This is a genomic window from Dyadobacter sp. BE31 (assembly GCF_031457695.1).
GTDB lineage: Bacteria > Bacteroidota > Bacteroidia > Cytophagales > Spirosomataceae > Dyadobacter.
Map to the genome: position 1 here is coordinate 369,815 of NZ_JAVDXA010000006.1, position 21,601 is coordinate 391,415.

Sequence of the window (21,601 nt, forward strand, 5' to 3'; positions counted from 1 at the left end):
ATTATTGGATGGTCAGCTTACGTATGCGCTGATTAGCTGAATCTGTAACAAAAAGATTTTCGTCTTTGTCCAAAGTGCATCCCTGAGGATGCTTAAAAAGTGCATTTTCGCCGGTTCCTTCGTTGTACCCCTCCGTTCCGCCTTTGCCTGCGAGCGTAGTCACGTACCCATCCGGGTACACGAGGCGGATACAATGGTTCCAAAGGTCGTTTACATAAAGGTTCCCGAGCTTGTCGATCTGGATATTACAAGGTTGGTTAAACATCGCCTGGCCGGCTTCACCGTCGCGGTAGCCTACTTGGGTGGGCGTTCCGGAAAATGTGGTTACCATTCCATCCGGCGTAATCTTGCGAATACAATGGTTGTGTTTATCGGCGACGAAAATATTGCCGTTTTCATCGAAATTCAGGTAGGAAGGCATATAAAATTTTGCATCCCTGAGTTTTCCATCGGCATAGCCTGGTGTACTGCCGGCGAAAGTAGTCACCTGGCTGTTCGCCAGCTTCCGGATCAGGCCGTTCTTGGTATCACAAATCCACAGTGTACCTGTTTTGTCGAGCTTTACGCCATAAGGCTGATTGAATTGGGCAGATGCCAGTCCGCCATCTGCCGATCCGGGGCGATCAGGCTCGCCGGCCACGGTAGTAAGTGTGCCATCGGGAAACAGTTGGCGGATGGCGTGGTTTTCATGATCCGCGACAAATATGGACCCGTCGGGAGCCAGTTCGATGCCGATTGGGAACTTCATCAACCCCTGGTTGCCTTTGCCGTCTTTAAATCCCCCGCTCGCCGCACCTGCGACGGTGGAAGTGCTGCCGTCGGTATCAATGCGCCTCACCATGCAATTGCCCAGGTCGGCGGCAAACATAACGCCTTTGCCATCCATAGCAATGTTGTATAATGTCCCGAATTTGGATTTTAAGGGCGCTCCATCTTCGTAGCCACCGAGGCCGCTGCCTGAAAAGTAACTCGTGGTGGCCGTGTAGAGGTACCGGAATGCAGCCGAAGAGCTGATTTCTTTACCGTTTATTGTTAGTACCAGCTTTCCTAAGCCACATTTATCGGGTACCACCGCCGATATTTCACTATCAGTAACAGTGTTGATAACCGCTTTCAAGCCGTTGATTTGCAGCGAAACTTTCGCCTTATCCGTACCAAAATGCCTGCCCTGGATTTTGATAACAGTGCCTTTTTTACCCGATAGCGGTGAAAAGCCGGTTAGTTCGGGCGGCTCATTACCGCCGGTTGCCGGAGGTGTAGGCTGCGGGGATTCGCTGCACGACAGGCAGATCGCAAATACGATCATGAATGCAGATAGGATGAATGCTTTCACGGGTTAACGACAAATCGGGTGGTAACCTGCTGCTGCTGCGACTCTACTTGAAGCACATAAGTGCCTGCCGGAAGTTTGGAAACATCCAGCTCGGTTTTCCCGTGTACATGCCGCTTTTCGCGGATCAGCGTACGGCCGGTCATATCGGTGACGGTCATTTGGGCATTTTGCTGGATTGGAGGTCCCTGGATTTGCATTCTGCCCCGGATAGGGTTCGGGTACACAGTGAATGCATTATATGCGGGTTCGACCGCCGTGACCACTTCCTTTGGAAAAGTGATTTCCCAAATCTGGCCCTGGCCTTCGAGCACATATAACTTATTGTCGACGATCGTAGCATCCGTTGGCTGGAAAAAATCGGAGACAATGCGGTAGGTATTCAATGTATAATCGTCACCAGCGGCATTTTTCTTCAAATCGAGCATTAGTAAATCCTGCCCGGATTCCTGCATGGGGCCGTAAGTGGCGGAGCCTTCCTGGAAATTCAGCACAAACCCTTTGCCCTTGTACGCGCCTCCAAAGGCTGACTTTTTGTCAAAAACCAGCCCTAAAGGCGATCTGTGGGCAGTGAATGTGCTGATCGTATTGCCGGTTTCGCTTGCGTCCATCACTTTCCCCGTGGCCGGGTCGCGGTACATGTCGGCGTCGGGGCCGGCATTCCGGATTGGTTTGTGAAAAGTCAGGTTCTTCGGTTTGGGAGGATATTGCGGATCGTCATGAAACGCGCCGATCTGGTAGGCTGTGTAATTGCGGTTGATCAGCTTGTCATCCGACGGCTTGTACCCGGCAAACTGCATAGGCGTGTCGTTACCGCCCATTTCCCAAGGAAAACCATAATGCGCACCAGGCCTGATCCAGTTCATTTCCTCGGGGTCGTCGCGATCGCCGGAGTTTTCGACGCTGAACAGGTCGCCGTTGGCCGCAAATGCGAGACTGAAAGCATTCCGCACGCCGCGCGCGTGGACGTAAGGCGCAAGCGCGGCCGAGTCATTGGGAAGTTGCAAATTTTCGGTATTGGCGGGTATTTTGAAGATGCAGGCTGTCAAAGGCAATTCGCGCAGGCCGGGGTAGAGGCCCTCATTATCCTTCACTTCGCCGTGGTCGGTGCGAGAGCCGCTCGCGATGTAAATGTCCTTGCCGTCGGGCGAAAAACAGATGGCACTGAAAGCGTGGTCGAAAAGTGTTTTTGAAGAGGCGTGTTCGGCAGTTTTAAAGATCTCGGTCCAAGTCAGTTTGCCGCCGGTCAGTGGGGCTTTCACGGCCTTGCCATAACCCGAAACACCTTGCGTGATAACCACATTACCGGCGAGGTAAACGCTGCCTTCGTGCAATGCAAGTCCTTGCAGGTAGTTGATACCATGATCCTGTGATGAAGCCAGTCTTTGAATGCTGTAATTCCCCGATCCGTTCGGGGTCAGGTGAAAAAGGTCGCCATTCCAGGCGATGGTGTAAAACGACTTATCGGAAGCATCGTATGCGAGCCTGGTTTGGGTATCGGTACTGTCGATCCGGAAGAATGGCTTGATTGTCAGGTCGCTGCGGAGTGCGCGCGCGGGTTGTGCGAAAAGCGGCGCGGTCGCGGACAGGATTGAAAGAAAAAGAATGCCCAGGCAAAAGTGTTTCATACAATCCTTTTTAGGTTAGCACTGTTTCTAAAACTCCATCCTTGCAAGCGGACTGACCGTCTGGTCGCAGAAATCGCCCGCTTCGAACTTGTAATGCGCTGCGATCGCGATCATGGCTGCATTGTCGGTGCAGTATTCGAAAGCAGGAATATACACATTCCAACCCAGCTGTTGGCCCAGTTCCTGCAACGATTTGCGCAAACCTGAGTTAGCGGAAACACCGCCGGCGATGGCAATTTCCTTGATGCCTGTTTCGCGGGATGCTTTTTTTAGTTTTTTAAGGAGAATATCAATCAATGTAAACTGAATGCTGGCACAAATGTCGGCGATATTTTCCTGGATAAAATCCGGGTTCTGGCGGACCTGCTTTTGGAGAAAATACAAAAACGAAGTCTTGATCCCGCTGAACGAAAAGTCCAGGCCCGGGATTTCCGGAAGCGGAAATGGGAAGGCTTGCGGATTGCCCTGCGCGGCATATTTGTCGATGAGCGGGCCGCCCGGGTAGGGCAGGTCGAGCAGCTTGGCCGTTTTATCAAAAGCTTCGCCCACGGCGTCATCACGCGTTTCGCCGATGATTTCCATGTCGAGCGGGCCGGTAACTTTCACGATCTGTGTATGCCCGCCACTCACCGTAAGGCACAGGAACGGGAATGCGGGTTTGGGTGCGTCGATGAAGTGCGCCAGCACGTGCGCCTGCATGTGGTTGATCTCGATCAGCGGAATATCCAACCCGAGCGCCATCGACTTCGCGAACGAAGTACCTACCAGCAAAGCACCCAGCAAACCCGGTCCCTTTGTAAAAGCAATGGCATCCAGGTCTTTTTTTGCTATTTTTGCATCATTCAATGCTTTGTCCACCACCGGCAGAATGTGTTGCTGATGCGCTCTCGAAGCCAGCTCGGGGACGACGCCGCCGTACTGGGTGTGGATGAGTTGCGTAGCAACAACATTGGAGCGGATATTCCCGTTTGTTATAACAGCTGCGGAGGTTTCGTCACACGACGATTCAATGGCGAGGATATTCATACTGTGGAAAATATTCGCAAAATTAAGCATTAACAATAAGATAAGCAGTATCCCGCTGCGAAGCTATATATGTTAAAATTCCTGAAGGCGCTTGGTAATGGTCTGATCGTGGTTATCATCTTCGTGCTGCTGGCACTAGGGATTGCTACTACCGCATTACAGCTTCCTTCCGTGCAAACCTGGGCTGTGCGGCACGTAACGGCCGAGATCTCCACCAAGCTTGGGTATCCCATTTCCATTGAAAGGGTTAATATCAAATGGTTCGACGTGGTTTCGCTCGAAGGGGTTTCTGTGAAGGATTCCTCGGGTGCGGACATGATCGACGTCGGCCGGCTGGATGTCAATCTGAATGTCAACAACATTATGCGCGACTCGGCGAAGGAGATATTTCTCGACGAAGTCAATGTATACCGGCCCAATGTGCACCTGGTAATCGTGCCGAGATCGGGTGACCTAAATATCGACGGGTTCATCGCCCGTATTAATGAGCTTACCGCCCCGGCGGTGCCCCGGCCACCGAACGCCCCGGAGAACAACACGCCTTTTATCATCGGCAAAGCCAAGGTGATCGACGGTACATTCGGCTATGATGATCCCCGTCAGCCCCGGGATCGTGGTTCGCGGGTATTTGACTACTCGCATTTCAGCCTCAAACACCTTTACGGCGAGCTGAGCGATTTCCTCGTTCAGGGAGACACCATTGCCTTTCGTGCCAAAAACCTGAAAACGGTTGATAAGCAAACCGGCCTGGAAATGCACGACCTCGATACGAAATTCCTTTTTTGCCAGAAGAAAATGGAATTGAAAGAGCTCGATGCGCACATCGGGAATTCGCATTTGAAAGACGAGGTGATATTCTATTACAACCGGTCGGGCGAATTGGGCGATTTCAACCATAAGATCCGCATGAAAGGGCACCTGGTCGGCAGCCGTGTGGATTCGCGCGACCTCGGGTTGTTTTCGAGCTATATCGATGGTTTGAACGAAACCTGGCTGATATCGGGTGATTTCAATGGGAAGGTCGATGATTTTGTGCTTTCCAATACCGACCTGCATTTTGGCAAGAACAGCAGGCTCATAGGCGATATCGGTTTCAAAGGACTTCCCACAATCGAGGGCGTGCTGATGGATATCCGGCTGTCGGTTTCGAAGATCGACCCCGTGGACCTGGTCCAATATTACCCCGAATGGGACATGCACCCTGATCTGCAAAAATTCGGCTACACGCTGCTGGATGGCACATTTAAAGGAACACTCGAAGATTTTGCGGTGAATGCCTCGGCTTCGTCGGAGCTGGGCGAGTTGTCGGGCGACCTGGTGTTCCATATTGCCGATGCCAAAACGACCACCTATTCGGGTGAAGTAAAAACGGCGTCCTTCAACCTGGGTACTTTGCTGGAAGACGAGGATAACTGGCAGGAGCTGGATTTTGAAGGGAAGGTTTACGGAAAAGGGTTGGAACTGTCGGTGGCTTCCGCGGATATGAATGCTCTGGTGCAACGGGTGGGTTTCCGGAATTATGATTATAAGAACATCCGGCTGAGAGGTAATCTGCAAAACCAGTATTTCAATGGCCTGGTGAGCGCCCGCGACAGCAACCTGGTATTAAACCTCGACGGCGAATTCGACCTTTCGAAACAGCAGAACATGTTCGACGTCAAAGGGCTTATCGAACGGGCCAATTTGAAGGAACTGGGGCTTAGCGAAGATCCGATCACGCTCCGCACGCAATTGAATGTGAATGTGACGGGTAACACGGTCGATGAACTCGTAGGTGATGCCAAATTGCTGGATACCTATCTCGTGATGACCAATAAGGAGCGGAACCTCGTCGTGGATACGCTCGTGTTATCTTCCCGGAATCACCTTGGGAAGCGCCGCTTGCAGCTCGACAGCGAGTTTCTGACGGCGAAGGTGGAAGGCAACTTCCTGCCGACGCAGGCCTGGAAGGACGTGAGCCAGGTTTTGGAAGAATATAAATTGTATTTCTTTGAAAACGAGGCCAGCCGGAACGAATACTACGCGCGGAAGCCGTTGAAGATGCTGTCGCGGAGGTACGATATCGACTATTCGATTCAGACGCATAACCTGTCGAAGTTCCTGGCCTTCCTGAGCCCGGATATTTACATTTCGCGCGGGGCAAAGGCGGAAGGAATTTTTAAAATGGATAATACGGCTGTGCTCACTTTCAATGCGGTGTCGGATACGGTGAGCTATGGTAAAAACCAGTTTATGAATGCAGAAGTGGATGTTACCACCTCGAAATTCGTCAACAGCGCGGAGGTACTCGCGTCCATTCTCGTGACTTCCGACAAGCAGCAGATCAGCAAAATGGTGCCCACCGAGAAAATGGAGCTCGAAGGAACCTGGGATGTGGACCACATCGACTTCAATGGCGCGGTGCATCAGATCAAAAGTACCAACCGGGCTAATCTGGCGGGTGAGATACGGTTCCTGCCGGCCGGTCTGGATATTGGTTTCAAAAATTCTAAACTGAATCTGCTGGATGAAGAGTGGAATGTGCCTTCGGAGAGCCTGATCTCGATTGTAGGTGATGATATTACAATGTCCAACCTCGGTTTGGTGAGTGGCAAGCAGCGCATTTTCCTTAGTGGAACCGCCTCGGAAGATCCGGAGAAGAGCCTTTTGCTCGATATTAAAAACTTCAAACTAGCCAGCTTGAACCCTGTGTTCAATACCAAACTATCGGGGATTATGGATGGCTCGGCGAAGGTGAAAGACATTTACAACAGCGTCATGCTGGACGCGAATTTCGCGATCGAAGGCCTTGGATACGGACAATACGAATTCGGGAACCTGCTCGGTACGGGCGACTGGGATCAGATTACCAGCGAGTTGCAAATCGATGCCCAACTGAGCAAGAATGCACGCCGGGTTTTCAGTCTGGTGGGGTCCTACCGTCCGAAACTGGAAGCAAATACTTTGAACCTGAAAGCGATTTTCAACCAGGCGGATTTCAAAGCGCTCGAACCTTTCGCGGAGGGGCTTGTATCGGACATCAGCGGAACGGCGCAGGGAGTCGTATCGATCAGGGGTGTGGTCGACGCGCCCATTCTGGAAGGCTCACTTACCGTAGACAAGGGCCGGATGAAGTTCGATTACTTGCAATCGGTGTTTACATTCAGTGATAAAATCAATTTCTCTGAGAGTGAAATCACGGGGAATAACATTCTCGTTACCGATTCCGACGGTAATACGGCCACATTGCGCGGCGGGGTGTTTCATGACGGTTTCAAGTATTTTTCCCTCGGTTTCAATGCCGACCTTCGCAATTTCAAAATTTTGAACACCACTGTGAAGGACAACGACATGTTCTATGGGACGGCCTACGTCACCGGCCCTGTGGCGGTGTACGGCCCGATCGATAAGCTGAATATCGAAGCTAATGTGACCAGTAACAAAGGTACGCGCATTCACATACCGCTGGACGGGGCTACCGAGGTGGTGACACAGGATTATATCCAGTTTGTGAGCAAAATGGCGCCCGCCGACAGCACAGCCGGCGTTCCCGCTGCCGACTCCGTGGCCCGGAGCCAGATCGCCGGAGGGATCAAAATGGATTTTAATTTCAACCTCACCCCGGACGCGACCTGCGAGATCATCTTCGACCGGCAAACCGGCGATGTGCTGCGCGGAAACGGGAGCGGACGTCTCAACCTGAACATTGATACCCAAGGCGATTTCACCATGGCTGGAACGTACGAGATCGAAAAGGGGGAGTATAATTTTACCTTGCAGAATGTTATCAACAAGAAATTCAACATCAAACCGGGCAGCAGGATCATCTGGGCGGGCGATCCCTACGCTGCGCAGCTCGATGTAAAAGCCGGATACACCCAGATGGTTTCGCTGGCAGGCGTGTTGCCCAATACCGGCAATCTTGGGAACAACAGCGGCGACGCATTGTCGAGAAGGTATCCTGTGGAAGTGACCATCGGGCTATCGGAGCGGTTGATGTCGCCCACGATCCGGTACGACCTCAAAATCCTCGATAATCCCTCGCTAAGCGCTTACCGTGGTCAGCTGGAAGCATTTCAGAACAAGTTGAAATCCGACGAACAGGAGCTAAGTCGGCAGGTGAGCAGCTTGCTCGTTGTGAACCAGCTGCTGCCTGAAAGTAGCCTGGCAACGGTGGGCAGCCAGAACTTCCTCGGAAGCAGTATCAGTGAGCTCGTGTCGAACCAGATCAGCCGCTGGGCTTCGGGGATCAACGAAAACCTCGAAGTGGGCGTTTCGGGCCTTTCACTGGATCAGAATGCATTGAATAATTTGCAGCTCCGCTTTTCCTACCGGTTCCTGAACGATCGCTTCCGCGTCACGCGGGACGGCCGCTTTACCTCCGGCACGCAATCGCAAACGGGCGCTTCGCAATACGATGCGGCGAGCTTGCTCGGTGAATGGACATTGGAATACTGGCTGAATGCCAAAGGCTCAGTGCGGGTGAAAGCCTACAACCGCAATATCCAGAATAACCTGGTGTTCAACAGCGGAACCTTCACAACCGGCGGTGTGAGTATGCAGTTTACCCATAGCTTCAACCGCTTCACCCGCTCGCCGAAGCCGGGCGTGCGGATTCCTTTCCTGCCGGCAGATTCTGTTCGCCAGGACGCCCCGCAAGATGCCAAACAGGATACGACACGAAAATTGATTTCAGAAAAAGATCCTACGCGTTAGCCCCGGCCGCCAGTTCCTGCTTGATCGCATGAATGCGGTCGTTGAAATGCAGGTTTGGGAAATCGAGGCCCGGCACGCAGGTTGCGCCCAGGTAATCCATAACCTCCTTCGGGTGCGGCACCCGTTGCCCTGAGGCAATGCTGATATGCTTGGATGTAGTCCAGAGCACGGTTTTGAGCTCGGTACGCAGGTCGTTGGTCATGAAATACTCCGTCACCATCGTGTCTTCATTATAGTAGATCACGCGTGAGGTAATGCGCACCCATTCGCTGATGCGCGCGGGCCTTACGTACGCGATCTGATGCTGGTACACGACCCAGCTCGTGCGCAGCTCGCGAAACATCGCCTCGAAACTGAAACCATACAGTTTGGAAACCTGATCTTCCCGTGCATTGAAGAAGTAATCGAAGTATTTGGAGTTGTTCAAATGCATCAGCGGATCGCAATCCTGAAAACGGATGATCACCCTCGATTCCGCTTCGACGGGCATGTCGGATAGTTTGGCAGTAAACAGCATGGTTTTTAGTTTATCTTGTTAGAAGTGTCATTCTCCCCGGTACCGCACGGCCAGCCCGCTCAGCATATAGCCCTCCTTGTTCACGCTCGTGTAGTATTTGTATTTGACATTGATAATCGCGTCGGCGCCGATTTTCTGGGCCTTCATTACCAGCCGCGCAGTCAGAAGCTCCTTTGTCTTGGCGTCGTTTCCGCGGAACATCATTCTTTTGTCCTTCGTTTGGTCGGCGGTCAGTGAATCCTCGCTGCCGATCTCCACCACCGCCAGTTCGGAATAGGGGCGTTCCAGCGGCTGGTTATCATACAGGACCTCGATCGGATATTTGGTGTTGGATGAAATAGGTATCCCGTTACCGGCGCAGGCGGATAGCAAGGTAGCTGCGAGGATGGAAAACAGGATCGGGGCTTTTTTAAATGTGGTCATTCTCTTTCAATGAGGGACATGTTTGAAAACGCATATGCAACCCATACACGCCTGATACGACATTATGTTGCAACGTATATTATTTTGCCATTTGTCACCAATCCATTGGTAAATGTGATATTCTGCACTATTTTCAAGGATTATAAATCTAAACTAATGGTTTTTAATATGGTCATGAAATCTAAAAGAACAAATTTGTTCAGGCACGGCTCGCTGGTCGGAATGATGCTCGCTGCGATGCTGGCAATGCCTTCCGAAGCACAGCAGTTGCCGAAAGGCGTTACGAAAGTGACGTCCGTGGAAGGGATTACGGAATACAATCTCGAGAACGGCCTGAAAGTACTGATGTTCCCCGATCCGTCAAAGCCGACCATCACGGTGAACGTCACCTATCTCGTAGGCTCGCGCCATGAGGGTTATGGAGAAACGGGGATGGCCCACTTGCTCGAACACCTCGTGTTCAAAGGCTCTCCGAAGCATACGAACATTCCGCAGGAGCTTACCGAGCACGGCGCACGGCCGAACGGTACCACGTGGTACGACCGTACCAATTATTTTGAAACTTTCGCGGCATCCGACGAAAACCTGAAATGGGCGCTCGATCTCGAATCCGATCGGATGGTGAACTCGTTTATCGCCAAAAAAGACCTTGATAGCGAGTTCAGCGTGGTGCGCAATGAGTTCGAATCGGGCGAAAACAGTCCGTTCCGCGTGCTGATGCAGCGGGTTATTTCGGGCGGTTACCTGTGGCACAATTATGGCAAATCGACGATCGGTAACCGCTCCGACATCGAGCGCGTGCCCATCGAAAACCTGCAAGCATTCTATAAGCGATATTACCAGCCCGACAATGCCGTACTGACCGTCGCCGGAAAGATCGACGAGCCCAAAACACTGGCATTGATCAACGATTATTTTGGCAAAATTCCCAAACCGACACGCGTCCTTCCGCACTCGTATACCGTGGAGCCCACCCAGGACGGCGAGCGTTTTGTGGAACTGAAAAGAACCGGCGATGTGCAAATGCTGATGGCGATGTACCATATTATGCCCGGCTCGCACGCCGATTATCCTGCGATGGAAGTGCTCACCGAGGTGCTTACCACCGAGCCGAACGGTAGATTGTACAAAAACCTCGTCGATACGAAGAAGGCATCGTCGCAATTTGGATACACATTCCAGCTGTTCGACCCCGGGTTCGTATTGTTCGGAGCTGAGATCCTGAAAGAGAAGTCTCTGGACGAAGCAAAAAAGGCATTCACCGCGACGCTGGATTCTACCGCCACGTTCAAACCTTCGAAGGAAGATGTAGAAAGGGCCAAAACGACAATCCTTAAAAACTGGGACTTGGAATTCCGGAACTCGGAAAGGGTTGGGTTGAGTATCAGCGAATCCATCGCGACCGGCGACTGGCGGTTGGCATTCCTTTTCCGCGACAATATCCGCAAAGTGACACCCGAGGACGTAGCGCGGGTTGCACAATATTATTTCAAACCATCCAACCGTACACTGGGAACGTTCATGCCGGAAGCTAATCCGGTGAGGGCCGAGATCCCCGAAGCGCCGAAAGTGGCCGATCTCGTAAAAGATTACAAAGGCGAGGCCGTGGTGGCAGAAGGTGAGGCATTCGATCCTTCGCCAGCCAATGTGGAAAGCCGTACAACGCGGGTTGAAAAAGCCAACACGATTGAAACCGCGCTGCTCCCTAAAAAGACCCGTGGTAATGTAGTTGCGGCGCGCATTTTCCTTCGTTTCGGTGACGAGAAGAGCCTGCAAAACAAAGCGACGATCTCCGACCTGACCGGCTCGATGCTTGACAAGGGGACCAAAACCAAAACCCGCCAGCAGGTAAAGGATGAGTTCGACCGTCTGAAAGCACGCGTCAGCTTCTTTGGTAATACCAATCAGGCAGGGGCGAGTATCGAAACGACCAAAGAGAACCTGCCTGCCGTGATGAAACTGGTGGCGGAAGTATTGAAAACCCCTGCATTCGACGAAAACGAGTTTGAGAAATTGAAGCAGGAAGAGCTCGCAGGCATCGAATCGCAGCGTAGCGAACCACAGGCCATCGCATTTAACCAATACCGCCGCATTACTTCGCCCTACCCGAAAAGCGACGTGCGTTATGTCGGCACATTCGATGAGGATATCGAGAGCATCAAGGCGACGACCATCGATCAGATCCGGCAGTTTCACAAGGATTTCTATGGGGCTAACAATGCCTCGGCAACAGTAGTCGGCGATTTCGACAAGGATGCGATCCAGAAAATCCTGAACGACGAGTTCGGAAGCTGGAAGAGCGCGAAGCCATTCACCCGCATTTCCTCACCTTACCAGGCGGTAAAAGCGGAGAACAAGGCGATCGAGACGCCGGATAAGGCCAATGCGATGTTTGTGGCCGGGTTGAACATGCCATTGCAGGATACGGATCCCGATTACCCGGCGTTGATTATGGGTAACTACATGCTCGGCGGCGGCTTCCTGAATTCGCGCCTGGCTACCCGCATTCGTCAGAAGGAAGGATTGAGCTACGGCGTTGGCTCGCAATTCTCGGCGAGCCCGCTGGATAAGAACGGTTCCTTTATGTCGTACGCCATTTATGCACCTCAAAATGCGGAGAAGCTGGAAGCGGCATTCAAAGAGGAGATCGAGAAGGTCATGAAGGAAGGATTTACGGCGGACGAGTTGAAAGCCGCCAAATCGGGATACCTGCAATCGCGGCAGGTGGCGCGCTCGCAGGACGCGTCCCTCACGACGACCCTCAGCAGCAACCTTTATCTCAACCGTACCATGCAATGGGATGCTGATTTTGAGAAGAAAATCGAAGCATTGACGCCGGACCAGATCAAGGCTGCATTTAACAAGCATATCGACTACAACAAGCTCGTGATCATCAAAGCCGGTGATTTTGAGAAGGCCAAAAAAGGCGCTCAAACCGGAGGTGCACCCGCGCAGCTTGGCGGAAGCGATAAAAAATAAGATTAAAATAAAATTAAGATTCTGGAAACCGGTCGTGAAAAGCACGCCGGTTTTCTGCTTTTAAACGTAGTACATCTTTATCTTTGCCGAGTAATATTTACACGGAACCTCACGCTGTCAATAGCATCACAATGAAATTGATCCATCATCCGCTTCTCAGAGTTTTGTTCGCGGGACTCGTCATTATTCAACCTGTTTTTGCTCAAACCAAAAGTAAAACGGGCGGGGCGGCTTCCACGGCCGCAACCAAGTTGGAAAGGCCCAAACTGGTAGTAGGCATGGTCGTAGACCAAATGCGCTACGATTACCTGTACCGCTATTACGACAAATACAAAGAAGGCGGTTTAAAAAGGCTCATTAACGAGGGTTTCAACTGCCGCAACAACCATTACCACTATGCATTGACCGTGACGGCAGCGGGCCATTCGGCTGTTTATACGGGTTCGATGCCGGCTATGAACGGGATTGTGGGTAACGACTGGTACGACGTTGCGCAGGCCAAAAATATGTATTGTACAGATGATAACACGGTGGCGACGGTAGGGAGCAGCAATGTGACGGTAGGCAAAATGTCGCCGCGGAACCTGCTGGTAACCACGGTTACCGATCAACTCCGAATTGCTACTAACTTTCGATCCAAAACCGTCGGTGTGGCGATTAAGGACCGCGCTTCCATTCTGCCTGCGGGTCACGCGGCGTCAGGTGCTTATTGGTTTGATTCCAAAACCGGGAATTTCGTGACGAGTACCTATTATATGGATAATTTGCCGCAATGGGTTACCGATTATAACAGCCTGAAAAAGCCTGCCGAGTACATGGGCAAAGGTTGGAATACAATGTTGCCTATTGGAGAATATACCCAAAGCTCCCCGGACGATGTGCCCTGGGAAGGTAAGCTTTCGACCGCTGCCAAGCCGGTGTTCCCGCATGACCTGACGGGCAATGCAGGTGATGCCTACGGTCCGATGACAACTTCGCCATGGGGCAACACGATTACCAAGGAGATGGCCATTGCGGCGATCAAAGGCGAAAACCTCGGTAAAGGTGCTGATACCGATTTCCTTGCCGTAAGCTTTTCTTCTCCCGATCGCATCGGCCATATGTTCGGGCCTAACTCGGTGGAGCAGGAGGACGACTACCTGAAACTGGATCGCGAGTTCGCCGATTTCTTCAACTTCCTCGACAGCTGGGCAGGCAAGGGTAACTACACCGTGTTCCTCACCGCCGACCACGGGGCCATGGATGTGCCCGCATTCTGGCAGGAGCACAAGCTGCCAGCGGGCTTGCTGAATGCAACTACCCTGACGCGTACCATCGTGAAGACGCTGAACGATGCCTATGGCGAGGCCGAATATGTTTCCGCATTTGAAAACTACCAGCTTTACCTCAACAAAGCGATCCTGAAAGAGAAGAAGATCACCGTGGCAGATGTGTACCAGACATTGCGCGACGCATTGCTGGCAGTTGATGGCGTAGCAGATGTGATCAATCTGCGTGACATGGGTAAAGCACCGTTGAATACCTATCAATTGGAGCTGTTCAAGAACAATATCAATGCCAAGCGCAGCGGCGATTTGCAGGTGTTGCTGCAACCGGGCTGGTTTGCTTCGACCATGAGCACCGGCACCGACCACGGCACGCCCTATAACTACGACACGCACGTGCCTTTCTTGCTGTACGGCTGGGGCATCAACAAAGGGGAAACGCTTCGTCGTACTTCCATTGCCGACATCGCACCTACCATTTCGGCATTGTTGCACATTCTGCCCCCGAGCGGCAATGTGGGTAACCCGGTGCAGGAAGCATTGAAAAAGTAACCTGAAAAAAGAGTATTCGCTGCGGGCCATCCCGGGTTCGGGCAGTATAGGGCTCCGCAGTTTTTTTGTTTTACCTAAATCCCTTAATTGTGAGAAGATTAGCTTGCTGGGTATTGGCTGCAATGGCTGCGACGGCCGTTTCCGCACAAACTCCCAAAAAGGCGGCCAGTACCAAGGCCGCAGCTGCGAAGGCCACTGCACTTGCCCGTCCGAAACTGGTTGTCGGTATTGTGGTGGACCAAATGCGTTACGATTATCTCTACCGCTATTACGACCAGTATACCGAGGGCGGTTTCAAAAGAATGATGAACGAGGGCTTTAACTGCCGCAACAACCATTACAGCTACGCGCTTACAGTGACGGCTGCGGGGCACGCGTCGGCGTACACGGGCTCGGTACCCGCTATCAACGGGATTGTTGGTAACGAATGGTACGATCCTATTGCAAAACAGGATGTGTATTGCGTGGAAGATAGTACGGTCAAAACCGTAGGAAGCAGCAACGTGGCGGTAGGTAAAATGTCTCCCAAAAACCTGCTCGTGAGCACGGTGACAGATCAGCTCCGCATTGCGACCAACTTCCGCTCGAAAACCATCGGCGTAGCTATTAAAGACCGCGGTTCGATCCTGCCCGCGGGCCATGCTGCGAATGCAGCCTACTGGTTTGACTCCAAAACCGGCAACTGGGTGAGCAGTACCTATTATATGGACGATCTGCCGCAATGGGCCAAAGATTACAATGCGAAAAAAATGCCGGCCGCTTATGCGCAAAAGGGCTGGGACCTCCTGCTGACAGCGGACGCTTACACGCAGAGCTCTCCCGACGATGTACCCTGGGAAGGCAAGCTGCCCGGAGCAAAAAAACCGGTATTCCCTTATGAACTCGTTGGAATGGCGGGTGACGCATTCGGGATTGTAACCGACACGCCGTGGGGTAACACCATCACCAAGGAAATGGCTATCGAGGCGATTAAAGGCGAGCAGCTTGGGAAAGGAAAAGATACCGACTTCCTGGCGATCAGTTTCTCGTCGACCGATAAAATCGGTCACCGCGTAGGACCGAACTCCGTGGAGCAGCAGGATGATTTCCTGCGTCTCGATCGCGAGTTTGCCGATTTGTTCAATTTCCTCGACGGCTGGGTAGGAAAAGGCCAGTATACGGTATTCCTCACCGCCGACCATGGCGTAGTGGATGTTCCGGGCTTCGCGAAGGAGCACAAGCTGCCGGCAGGCCTCGTCGATCGTAAGTTGCTCACCAATGCCGTTACCGACGCGTTGAATGAGGCTTTTGGAAAAGATAAATATGTGGTAGCTACGGATAACAACCAGCTTTATCTCGACCATAGCCTCCTAAGAAAAAAGAACATCACCATAGCAGCCGTACATAGCGTGGTACGCGACGCCTCATTGACGGTGCCGGGCATTGCCGACGTGATCGACCTGACCGATATGGGCAAAGCACCGCTGAATACCTACCAGCTGGAACTGTATAAAAACAACGTGAATGCGAAACGCAGCGGGGATTTGCAGGTAATATCGCAGCCGGGCTGGTTCTACGGAACTTCCACCGGAACCTCGCACGGAACACCTTACAACTATGATACCCAGGTGCCGTTTGTGATGTTTGGCTGGGGTATCAACAAAGGGGAAACAGTCAAAAGAACTTCCGTTTGCGACATTGCGCCTACCATTGCTTCGCTGCTGCACATTTTACCGGCGAGCGGCAACATCGGACATCCGGTGGAGGAAGCGCTGAAAAAGTAGTTTTTAGTGTAAAACAAAAAGCCGTGGGTACGAATGTTCGTGCTCACGGCTTTTTGTTTGGATTAATATTTAAAGTCAGGATTCTTCGACGATCAGGACAATGCCCTCTGTTTTTTTGATCACGACTTTGCTGCCGGCAGGGATATTCTCATGATTCTCGGAAATGGCTTTCCATTCGGCGCCGCGGTAATAAATGCGGCCTTCGCCGTTGCCGGGAATGTCGCGGATCACCATGGCGGTTTCGCCGGTAAACTCGCTGTATTCCGCCGCAGAGCGACGTTCGAGCAAATTACGGGCGTGTTTCCGGAGTACAAGCAGCGAAATCAGCGAAATGGCTGAAAAAGCTAATATCTGGCTTTCAGTGCTCGGGAGCAGGCCGATAGACGTGAGGAGGGATGTGAGTAATGCGCCGGCTGCGAAGAAAACGAACACGAGCAGGACGCTGACCAGTTCTGCAACAAGCATTACCAGCCCTACGATGAGCCAAATCTGAGGTAAGGTCAAATCCATGATACTATTGCTTGTGTTCCGACGATTTGACTACGGTTAATGCCGTCGCGATGAGCGAGCCCATATCGGCGAGGTTAGCCGGGAGAATGAGCGTATTGCCGGCTTTGGCTATTTTACCAAACTGCTCCACATAATTTTCGGCCACTTTCAATTGAACTGCCTCTGCGCCGCCTTCCTCGCGGATCGCCTGGGCTACCAATCGGATACTTTCGGCCGTAGCTTCTGCCACCGATTTCAAGGCCGAAGCCTCACCTTCCGCCTCGTTGATTTGTCGTAAACGGATACCTTCCGATTCCAATACCACTTTTTGCTTTTGCCCCTCAGCTACATTGATAGCTGCCTGTTTTTCACCATCCGATTGCAGGATCACCGCGCGTCGCTCACGCTCAGCCTGCATTTGTTTCTCCATCGCATTCAACACGCTCTGCGGCGGGGTAATGTTTTTGATTTCATAACGGAGCACCTTCACGCCCCAGCCCGTAGCTGCCTCATCGATCGATTCTACCACGGCACGGTTGATCGTCATACGTTCTTCGAATGTCTTGTCGAGATCCAGCTTACCGATCTCGCTCCGCATGGTGGTTTGCGCCAGCTGGATTACCGCAAAAGTGTAATCCGAAATACCGTATGCCGCTTTGCGCGGGTCGATTACTTGTATAAAAATGACCCCGTCCATGCGTACCTGCACGTTGTCGCGGGTGATACAGATCTGCTCGGGAATATCAACAGCGGCCTCTTTGAGCGTGTACTTGTAAGCAATCCGGTCGAAGAAGGGAATGATGAAATTGACGCCCGGTTGCAGGACGGCGTAAAACTTTCCCAGACGTTCCAGAATGTAAGCACTTTGCTGTGGGACAACCTTGACGGTCATCAGAATGGTGAGCACCACCAGGACGAGCAGAACAATGAAAGGGGTCATAACAAGTCGGTTTAAGGTCTATGGCGAAAATAACACGAAGTGGCGTTCAATCCTATCGGTCTCGGACTAATGTAAGGTAACGGTGCCCGTCGGTCGATGTCCCGGATAAATGGTCAGATGGCTAGGGGATCAGTACCTTCCGGCTGCCCAAATCCTCGCCCGTCGCGTTTCGCAGGTGCATAATGTACATGCCCGCAGGCAACCGGGAGGTTTTGAAAGTCATATTGTCGGCGGAAGAAACTTGCATGATTTTCTGACCCAATATGTTGTAAAGCTCACCCCGATACTTATTTGGCTGTTTGTCGGAACGATTTTCAATGTTGATCTTGTAGGTGTCGGGTTCAACGGGAAGAATGGCCCATTGCACGTCGCAGCCGGGCAATTTTGCACAACGTGTGACAGAATTCCCAGATGTTCCCTTCGTGCGAACAGGTAACGGATTGGCGAGAACGCTGCTGAAATACGCAAACACTGACGCGGTTACAGCAATCTCCTGCACTGTAAACTCCGACATTTCAACCGCCTGTCGTGCGTCGGTGTAACGGCGAAGCACCGGGTACGGATCTTCTTTCTTGTAGCCGTAAGGGTACCGGTTCAATGAGTCCTGGATGATGAAACTCGACGGCCGGTTCATCAAAAGAGAAGCGGCCGGTCCGAAAACCGGTACACCGGGTACCGGTTGGGCATATTGGCCGGTTACGGTCGACCAATGTAACGGATATGCAGGCGCGTGCACGCCGGTACCTGTGATAAAGCATTGTGACAGCGGATTATTGCCTAGCGGAATATCGATCTGAATTTTCGCATAATCCAGTAATTCCTGCTTTTGGAGCAGGTGTGCAAACATAATATAGTCAAATGCGTAACTCTGCGCCATTCCGAAGGAGCCGTAGCCCACATAACCTTTGAATTGGTGGTAGGCACCATGGTAGGCGTGGATTTTCATGGTCCGGTTGTAGTAATTCACCAAAACCTCGCTGTTCAGTTTGTTTTTGAATTCGTCTACAAACGCATTGTTTACATCGAAAGTAGTAGTCGCGTAGGCCCATGCGGCTTTGAAAGTGTGCTGCTGCCAGCTCATAGTCGCGTGGAACTGGTGCGGTATCTGGCCATACCATTCATTGAAATCTGCATTGTATTGGGCTTCGCCGGTCGTTTTGTACAACTCTGCCGCTGCCCAGGCCCGGTTGTCGGCGTCGATCGGATCGGGATAGGGGCCGGCTGAAATGCCCGGCACACTTACCGGTGGCGTGGGAGCGAGGTGATTTTTCAGGAATGTCCACGCATTGCGGGCTTTTTCGAGGCAGAGCGCCGCATAAGCTTCGTTGACGTCTTTGAAATTTCTCGCTGCCATAGCCATTGCAGCAGCGAACACGGCGGTCGATTGCGTGGTTTTTTCGGAGATGTAGAGGGGATTTTGCTCATCGCCGGGCAGGCCCTGTGACCAGGTAGCCGGTGTAACGCGAAAATACACACCGCCGTCGGGTGCCTGCATTTGCAGCAGCCAATCGGTTTCGTACTTCGCCTCATCGAGCCAATCGGGGATGCCGTTGCCTCCTTCCGGAATGTTGAGGTGGTTATCCGGAAATTTTTGAGGGTACATTTCAAAAGCGGTGAACATGATAAACAGCGCACTCGCCGCGGTGGGCACGTATCGCCCGTAGTCACCGGCATCGAGCCAGCCGCCCTGCATCGGTAGCTTTGTACCGGGAGGATAATCGGAGGCAGAGTAAAGTGCCGAATTAAGGTGCGAGGAATGGATTTGCGCAGTTTCGGCAGGGAGCCCTTCGCGGGCCCATTCGCCTCCGCAGGCAGGTTCGATTTTCCCCGACCGCTGATAGTATAATGCCCTGGCGGTGTTGAAATAAAGTGTGTTGTAGCAATCCGGAGCAATAATGAATGTTTCCGAACGGCCATAGCCGGGCACATAAACGTAGTATTTGCCCGGCGTTTCCAAAGCTGAAAAATTCATTTCAAATACGCTTTCCCCACTGAATGCTGAATCGGATTTGAGATAAGTGCAAATGCCGTTGAATGCAACCTGTTGATCTTCGCCGATAACCTGGAATGCGAGTGGCAGCAGCGAATCGACGGGCATAAACCATGCATCGCCCAGGAAGCTGCCTAGTTTTCCCAGTTTGGGACTTTCAGGCAGATAACCCACCTCGTTAACTTTTACATTTCCATGGATTCCGGCGTCGTTGAAAAGGAAAGTAGTGTCCAGGTTTACAACATTGCCGTCCGTATCGCTGATGTTTGCAACCTGCAAATGGTAGAGACTACTGTTTTTCAGGGGTTTTTCAAAAATCACATACAACTCGAAAACGATTGTAGGATCGTCCGAAGGTGAGAGTCCTTTTACGAAGCTATGCCGACCTATTCGGACTGGTTGTGTAATCGATTGATAATCAGGATCTGTTGCGGATTGCAGCGAATAGCGCTTTGGATCGTGGCAACTCGTGGTATCGAACCTCTCGCTGACGGTGAGCAAAACAACCTGGTTTGAAACCAGCGAAGCTGTTATCGACGGACTGCCAGGCACGGAGCCGGCTGGTTGTGCATTTGTGTAGCTGACTACCATCAGGAGCAGCATTAGTACCGATCTTTCCATCACATTTCACGTTTGATTTGGGATAGCGGAAAGCGATTGCTGTGCCGTTGGTAGAGCTGAATAAGTAATAAATCCCAACCGGTAGCGCTTATTTATCAGCCGGTTGGGATAATTATTATAGTATATTAAAAGCAGGGATCGGAGTAACGAAAGCGGGATTTAATTCCTCAATATCTCTTTGGAAATCACTATTTTCTGTATCTCACTTGTACCTTCGCCTATGGTACAGAGCTTGCTGTCACGATAGAATTTCTCGGCGGGATAATCTTTCACAAAGCCGTAGCCTCCGAAGATTTGCACAGCCTCATTAGCCACACGTACAGCGGTTTCGGACGAATGGTATTTGGCCACGGAGCTCGCCAGCGTCACTTTTTCGCCGGCGTCTTTCAATGCGGCGGCGTGGAAAGTGAGCAGCGAGGAGGCCTGGACGTCGGTGTACATGTCGGCTAGTTTGAATGCGATGGCCTGGAAGTCGCAGATTGCTTTACCGAACTGCTTGCGTTCTTTGGAATAGGCCAATGCGGCCTCGTATGCACCCCAGGCGGTGCCTACGCCCAACGCTGCAATGGAAATGCGGCCCCCGTCGAGGACTTTCAATGATTGTATAAACCCGTCGCCGATTTCGCCGAGGCGCTGGCTGTCGGAAACGCGGCAATCCTGGAACAGCAGTTCCACGGTTTCCGAAGCGCGCATACCGAGCTTGTCTTCCTTGCGGCCCGCGCTGAAACCGGGGGTCGAAGTATCGAGTACGAATGCGGTGGCGCCGTGTTTGTCGCCCGGTTCGCCGGTACGGGTCATTACTACGAGCACATCGGCGCTTTTGCCGTTGGTAATGAAGTTTTTAGAGCCATTGATCACCCAGTCATCTCCATCCCGCACGGCCACCGTGCGCATATTGCCGGCGTCGGAGCCGGTATTGGGCTCGGTAAGGCCCCACGCGCCCACGAGCGAGCCTGTGGCGAGGCCGGGGAGGTATTTTTGCTTCTGTTCGTCGTTGCCGAACATGTAAATATGATTGGTACAAAGCGAATTGTGCGCCGCCATCGACAATGCTACCGACGGGTCGACTTTCGCGAGCTCGATGATGGCCGTCACATACTCCCGGTAGCCGAGGCCGGCACCGCCGAAGCTTTCGGGAATGAGCATGCCCATGAGGCCAAGCTCGCCCATTTGTTTGAAAAGCTCTTTCGGAAAATGCTGCTGGTCATCCCAGGTGCGGATATTTGGCCTGATGTGCAGCGAGGCGAAATCCCTGACGGTTTGTTGGATAAGGTTACAAATTTCGTCGGAGGGGTTTGTAGTCAGGTCTTTTTCTCGTGTGTCCATAGGTGTTGATGATTATATTTGTGTGATTACCCAATGATAGTGAGAATGCAACAAAAT

General features: G+C 52.1%; 13 protein-coding genes. 4 read left to right on the top strand and 9 right to left on the bottom strand.

The genetic code is table 11. The annotated features are described in order from the left end of the window. Window position 1: 1 nt before the first annotated feature. The 3 genes from J2Y43_RS27100 to tsaD are packed head-to-tail and all read right to left on the bottom strand — an operon-like array spanning window position 2 to window position 3,984. The gene (locus tag J2Y43_RS27100; RefSeq protein ID WP_309989479.1) at window positions 2-1,333 is read right to left on the bottom strand and encodes an IPT/TIG domain-containing protein; all 1,332 of its coding nucleotides are present in this window, start codon (window positions 1,331-1,333) and stop codon (window positions 2-4) included. Then, the gene (locus J2Y43_RS27105; protein ID WP_309989477.1) at window positions 1,330-2,958 is read right to left on the bottom strand and encodes a T9SS type A sorting domain-containing protein; all 1,629 of its coding nucleotides are present in this window, start codon (window positions 2,956-2,958) and stop codon (window positions 1,330-1,332) included. The genes J2Y43_RS27100 and J2Y43_RS27105 overlap by 4 nt, the downstream gene beginning before the upstream one ends. A 27-nt stretch (window positions 2,959-2,985) precedes the next feature. Beyond that, window positions 2,986-3,984: a tRNA (adenosine(37)-N6)-threonylcarbamoyltransferase complex transferase subunit TsaD gene (tsaD, locus tag J2Y43_RS27110; RefSeq protein ID WP_309989474.1), complete on the bottom strand. Its 999-nt coding sequence runs from the start codon at window positions 3,982-3,984 to the stop codon at window positions 2,986-2,988. Between the two features lie 69 nt (window positions 3,985-4,053). On the opposite strand from tsaD, the gene J2Y43_RS27115 reads away from it, so the two are divergent. Next, a complete protein-coding gene (locus J2Y43_RS27115; protein ID WP_309989471.1) occupies window positions 4,054-8,679 on the top strand; it encodes a translocation/assembly module TamB domain-containing protein in 4,626 nt (1,541 codons plus the stop codon). Here the strand turns inward: J2Y43_RS27115 and J2Y43_RS27120 are convergent. Both J2Y43_RS27120 and J2Y43_RS27125 read right to left on the bottom strand, forming a co-directional pair. After that, window positions 8,669-9,196, bottom strand: a complete 528-nt coding sequence (locus tag J2Y43_RS27120; protein ID WP_309989469.1) for an acyl-CoA thioesterase — start codon at window positions 9,194-9,196, stop codon at window positions 8,669-8,671. The two genes, J2Y43_RS27115 and J2Y43_RS27120, sit on opposite strands and share 11 nt — an antisense overlap. A 27-nt stretch (window positions 9,197-9,223) precedes the next feature. Beyond that, window positions 9,224-9,619: a hypothetical protein gene (locus tag J2Y43_RS27125; RefSeq protein WP_309989466.1), complete on the bottom strand. Its 396-nt coding sequence runs from the start codon at window positions 9,617-9,619 to the stop codon at window positions 9,224-9,226. Between the two features lie 168 nt (window positions 9,620-9,787). Here J2Y43_RS27125 and J2Y43_RS27130 point away from each other — a divergent pair, with 168 nt between their 5' ends. From J2Y43_RS27130 to pafA (J2Y43_RS27140), 3 genes are all read left to right on the top strand, one after another. Beyond that, a complete protein-coding gene (locus tag J2Y43_RS27130; protein ID WP_309989463.1) occupies window positions 9,788-12,598 on the top strand; it encodes a pitrilysin family protein in 2,811 nt (936 codons plus the stop codon). 131 nt (window positions 12,599-12,729) lie between these two features. Continuing rightward, entirely contained in the window at window positions 12,730-14,415 is a 1,686-nt protein-coding gene (gene pafA / locus J2Y43_RS27135) for an alkaline phosphatase PafA (protein ID WP_309989460.1), read from the top strand. Window positions 14,416-14,537: 122 nt separating this feature from the next. Beyond that, window positions 14,538-16,178 (top strand): alkaline phosphatase PafA, encoded by a 1,641-nt coding sequence (gene pafA, locus J2Y43_RS27140; RefSeq protein ID WP_309990286.1) that lies wholly within the window; start codon window positions 14,538-14,540, stop codon window positions 16,176-16,178. Between the two features lie 75 nt (window positions 16,179-16,253). Here the strand turns inward: pafA (J2Y43_RS27140) and J2Y43_RS27145 are convergent, their stop codons facing one another. From J2Y43_RS27145 to J2Y43_RS27160, 4 genes are all read right to left on the bottom strand, one after another. Next, window positions 16,254-16,688, bottom strand: coding sequence for an NfeD family protein (locus tag J2Y43_RS27145; protein ID WP_309989456.1), 435 nt, complete (start codon window positions 16,686-16,688; stop codon window positions 16,254-16,256). A 4-nt stretch (window positions 16,689-16,692) separates the two neighbouring features. Continuing rightward, entirely contained in the window at window positions 16,693-17,607 is a 915-nt protein-coding gene (locus tag J2Y43_RS27150) for an SPFH domain-containing protein (protein WP_106596933.1), read from the bottom strand. Between the two features lie 121 nt (window positions 17,608-17,728). Continuing rightward, window positions 17,729-20,218 (bottom strand): glycoside hydrolase family 9 protein, encoded by a 2,490-nt coding sequence (locus tag J2Y43_RS27155; RefSeq protein ID WP_309989451.1) that lies wholly within the window; start codon window positions 20,216-20,218, stop codon window positions 17,729-17,731. A 159-nt stretch (window positions 20,219-20,377) separates the two neighbouring features. After that, window positions 20,378-21,544 carry an acyl-CoA dehydrogenase family protein gene (locus J2Y43_RS27160; protein WP_309989448.1) on the bottom strand — a complete coding sequence of 389 codons (1,167 nt, stop codon included), beginning with the start codon at window positions 21,542-21,544 and terminating at the stop codon, window positions 20,378-20,380. Between the last annotated feature and the right edge of the window lie 57 nt (window positions 21,545-21,601).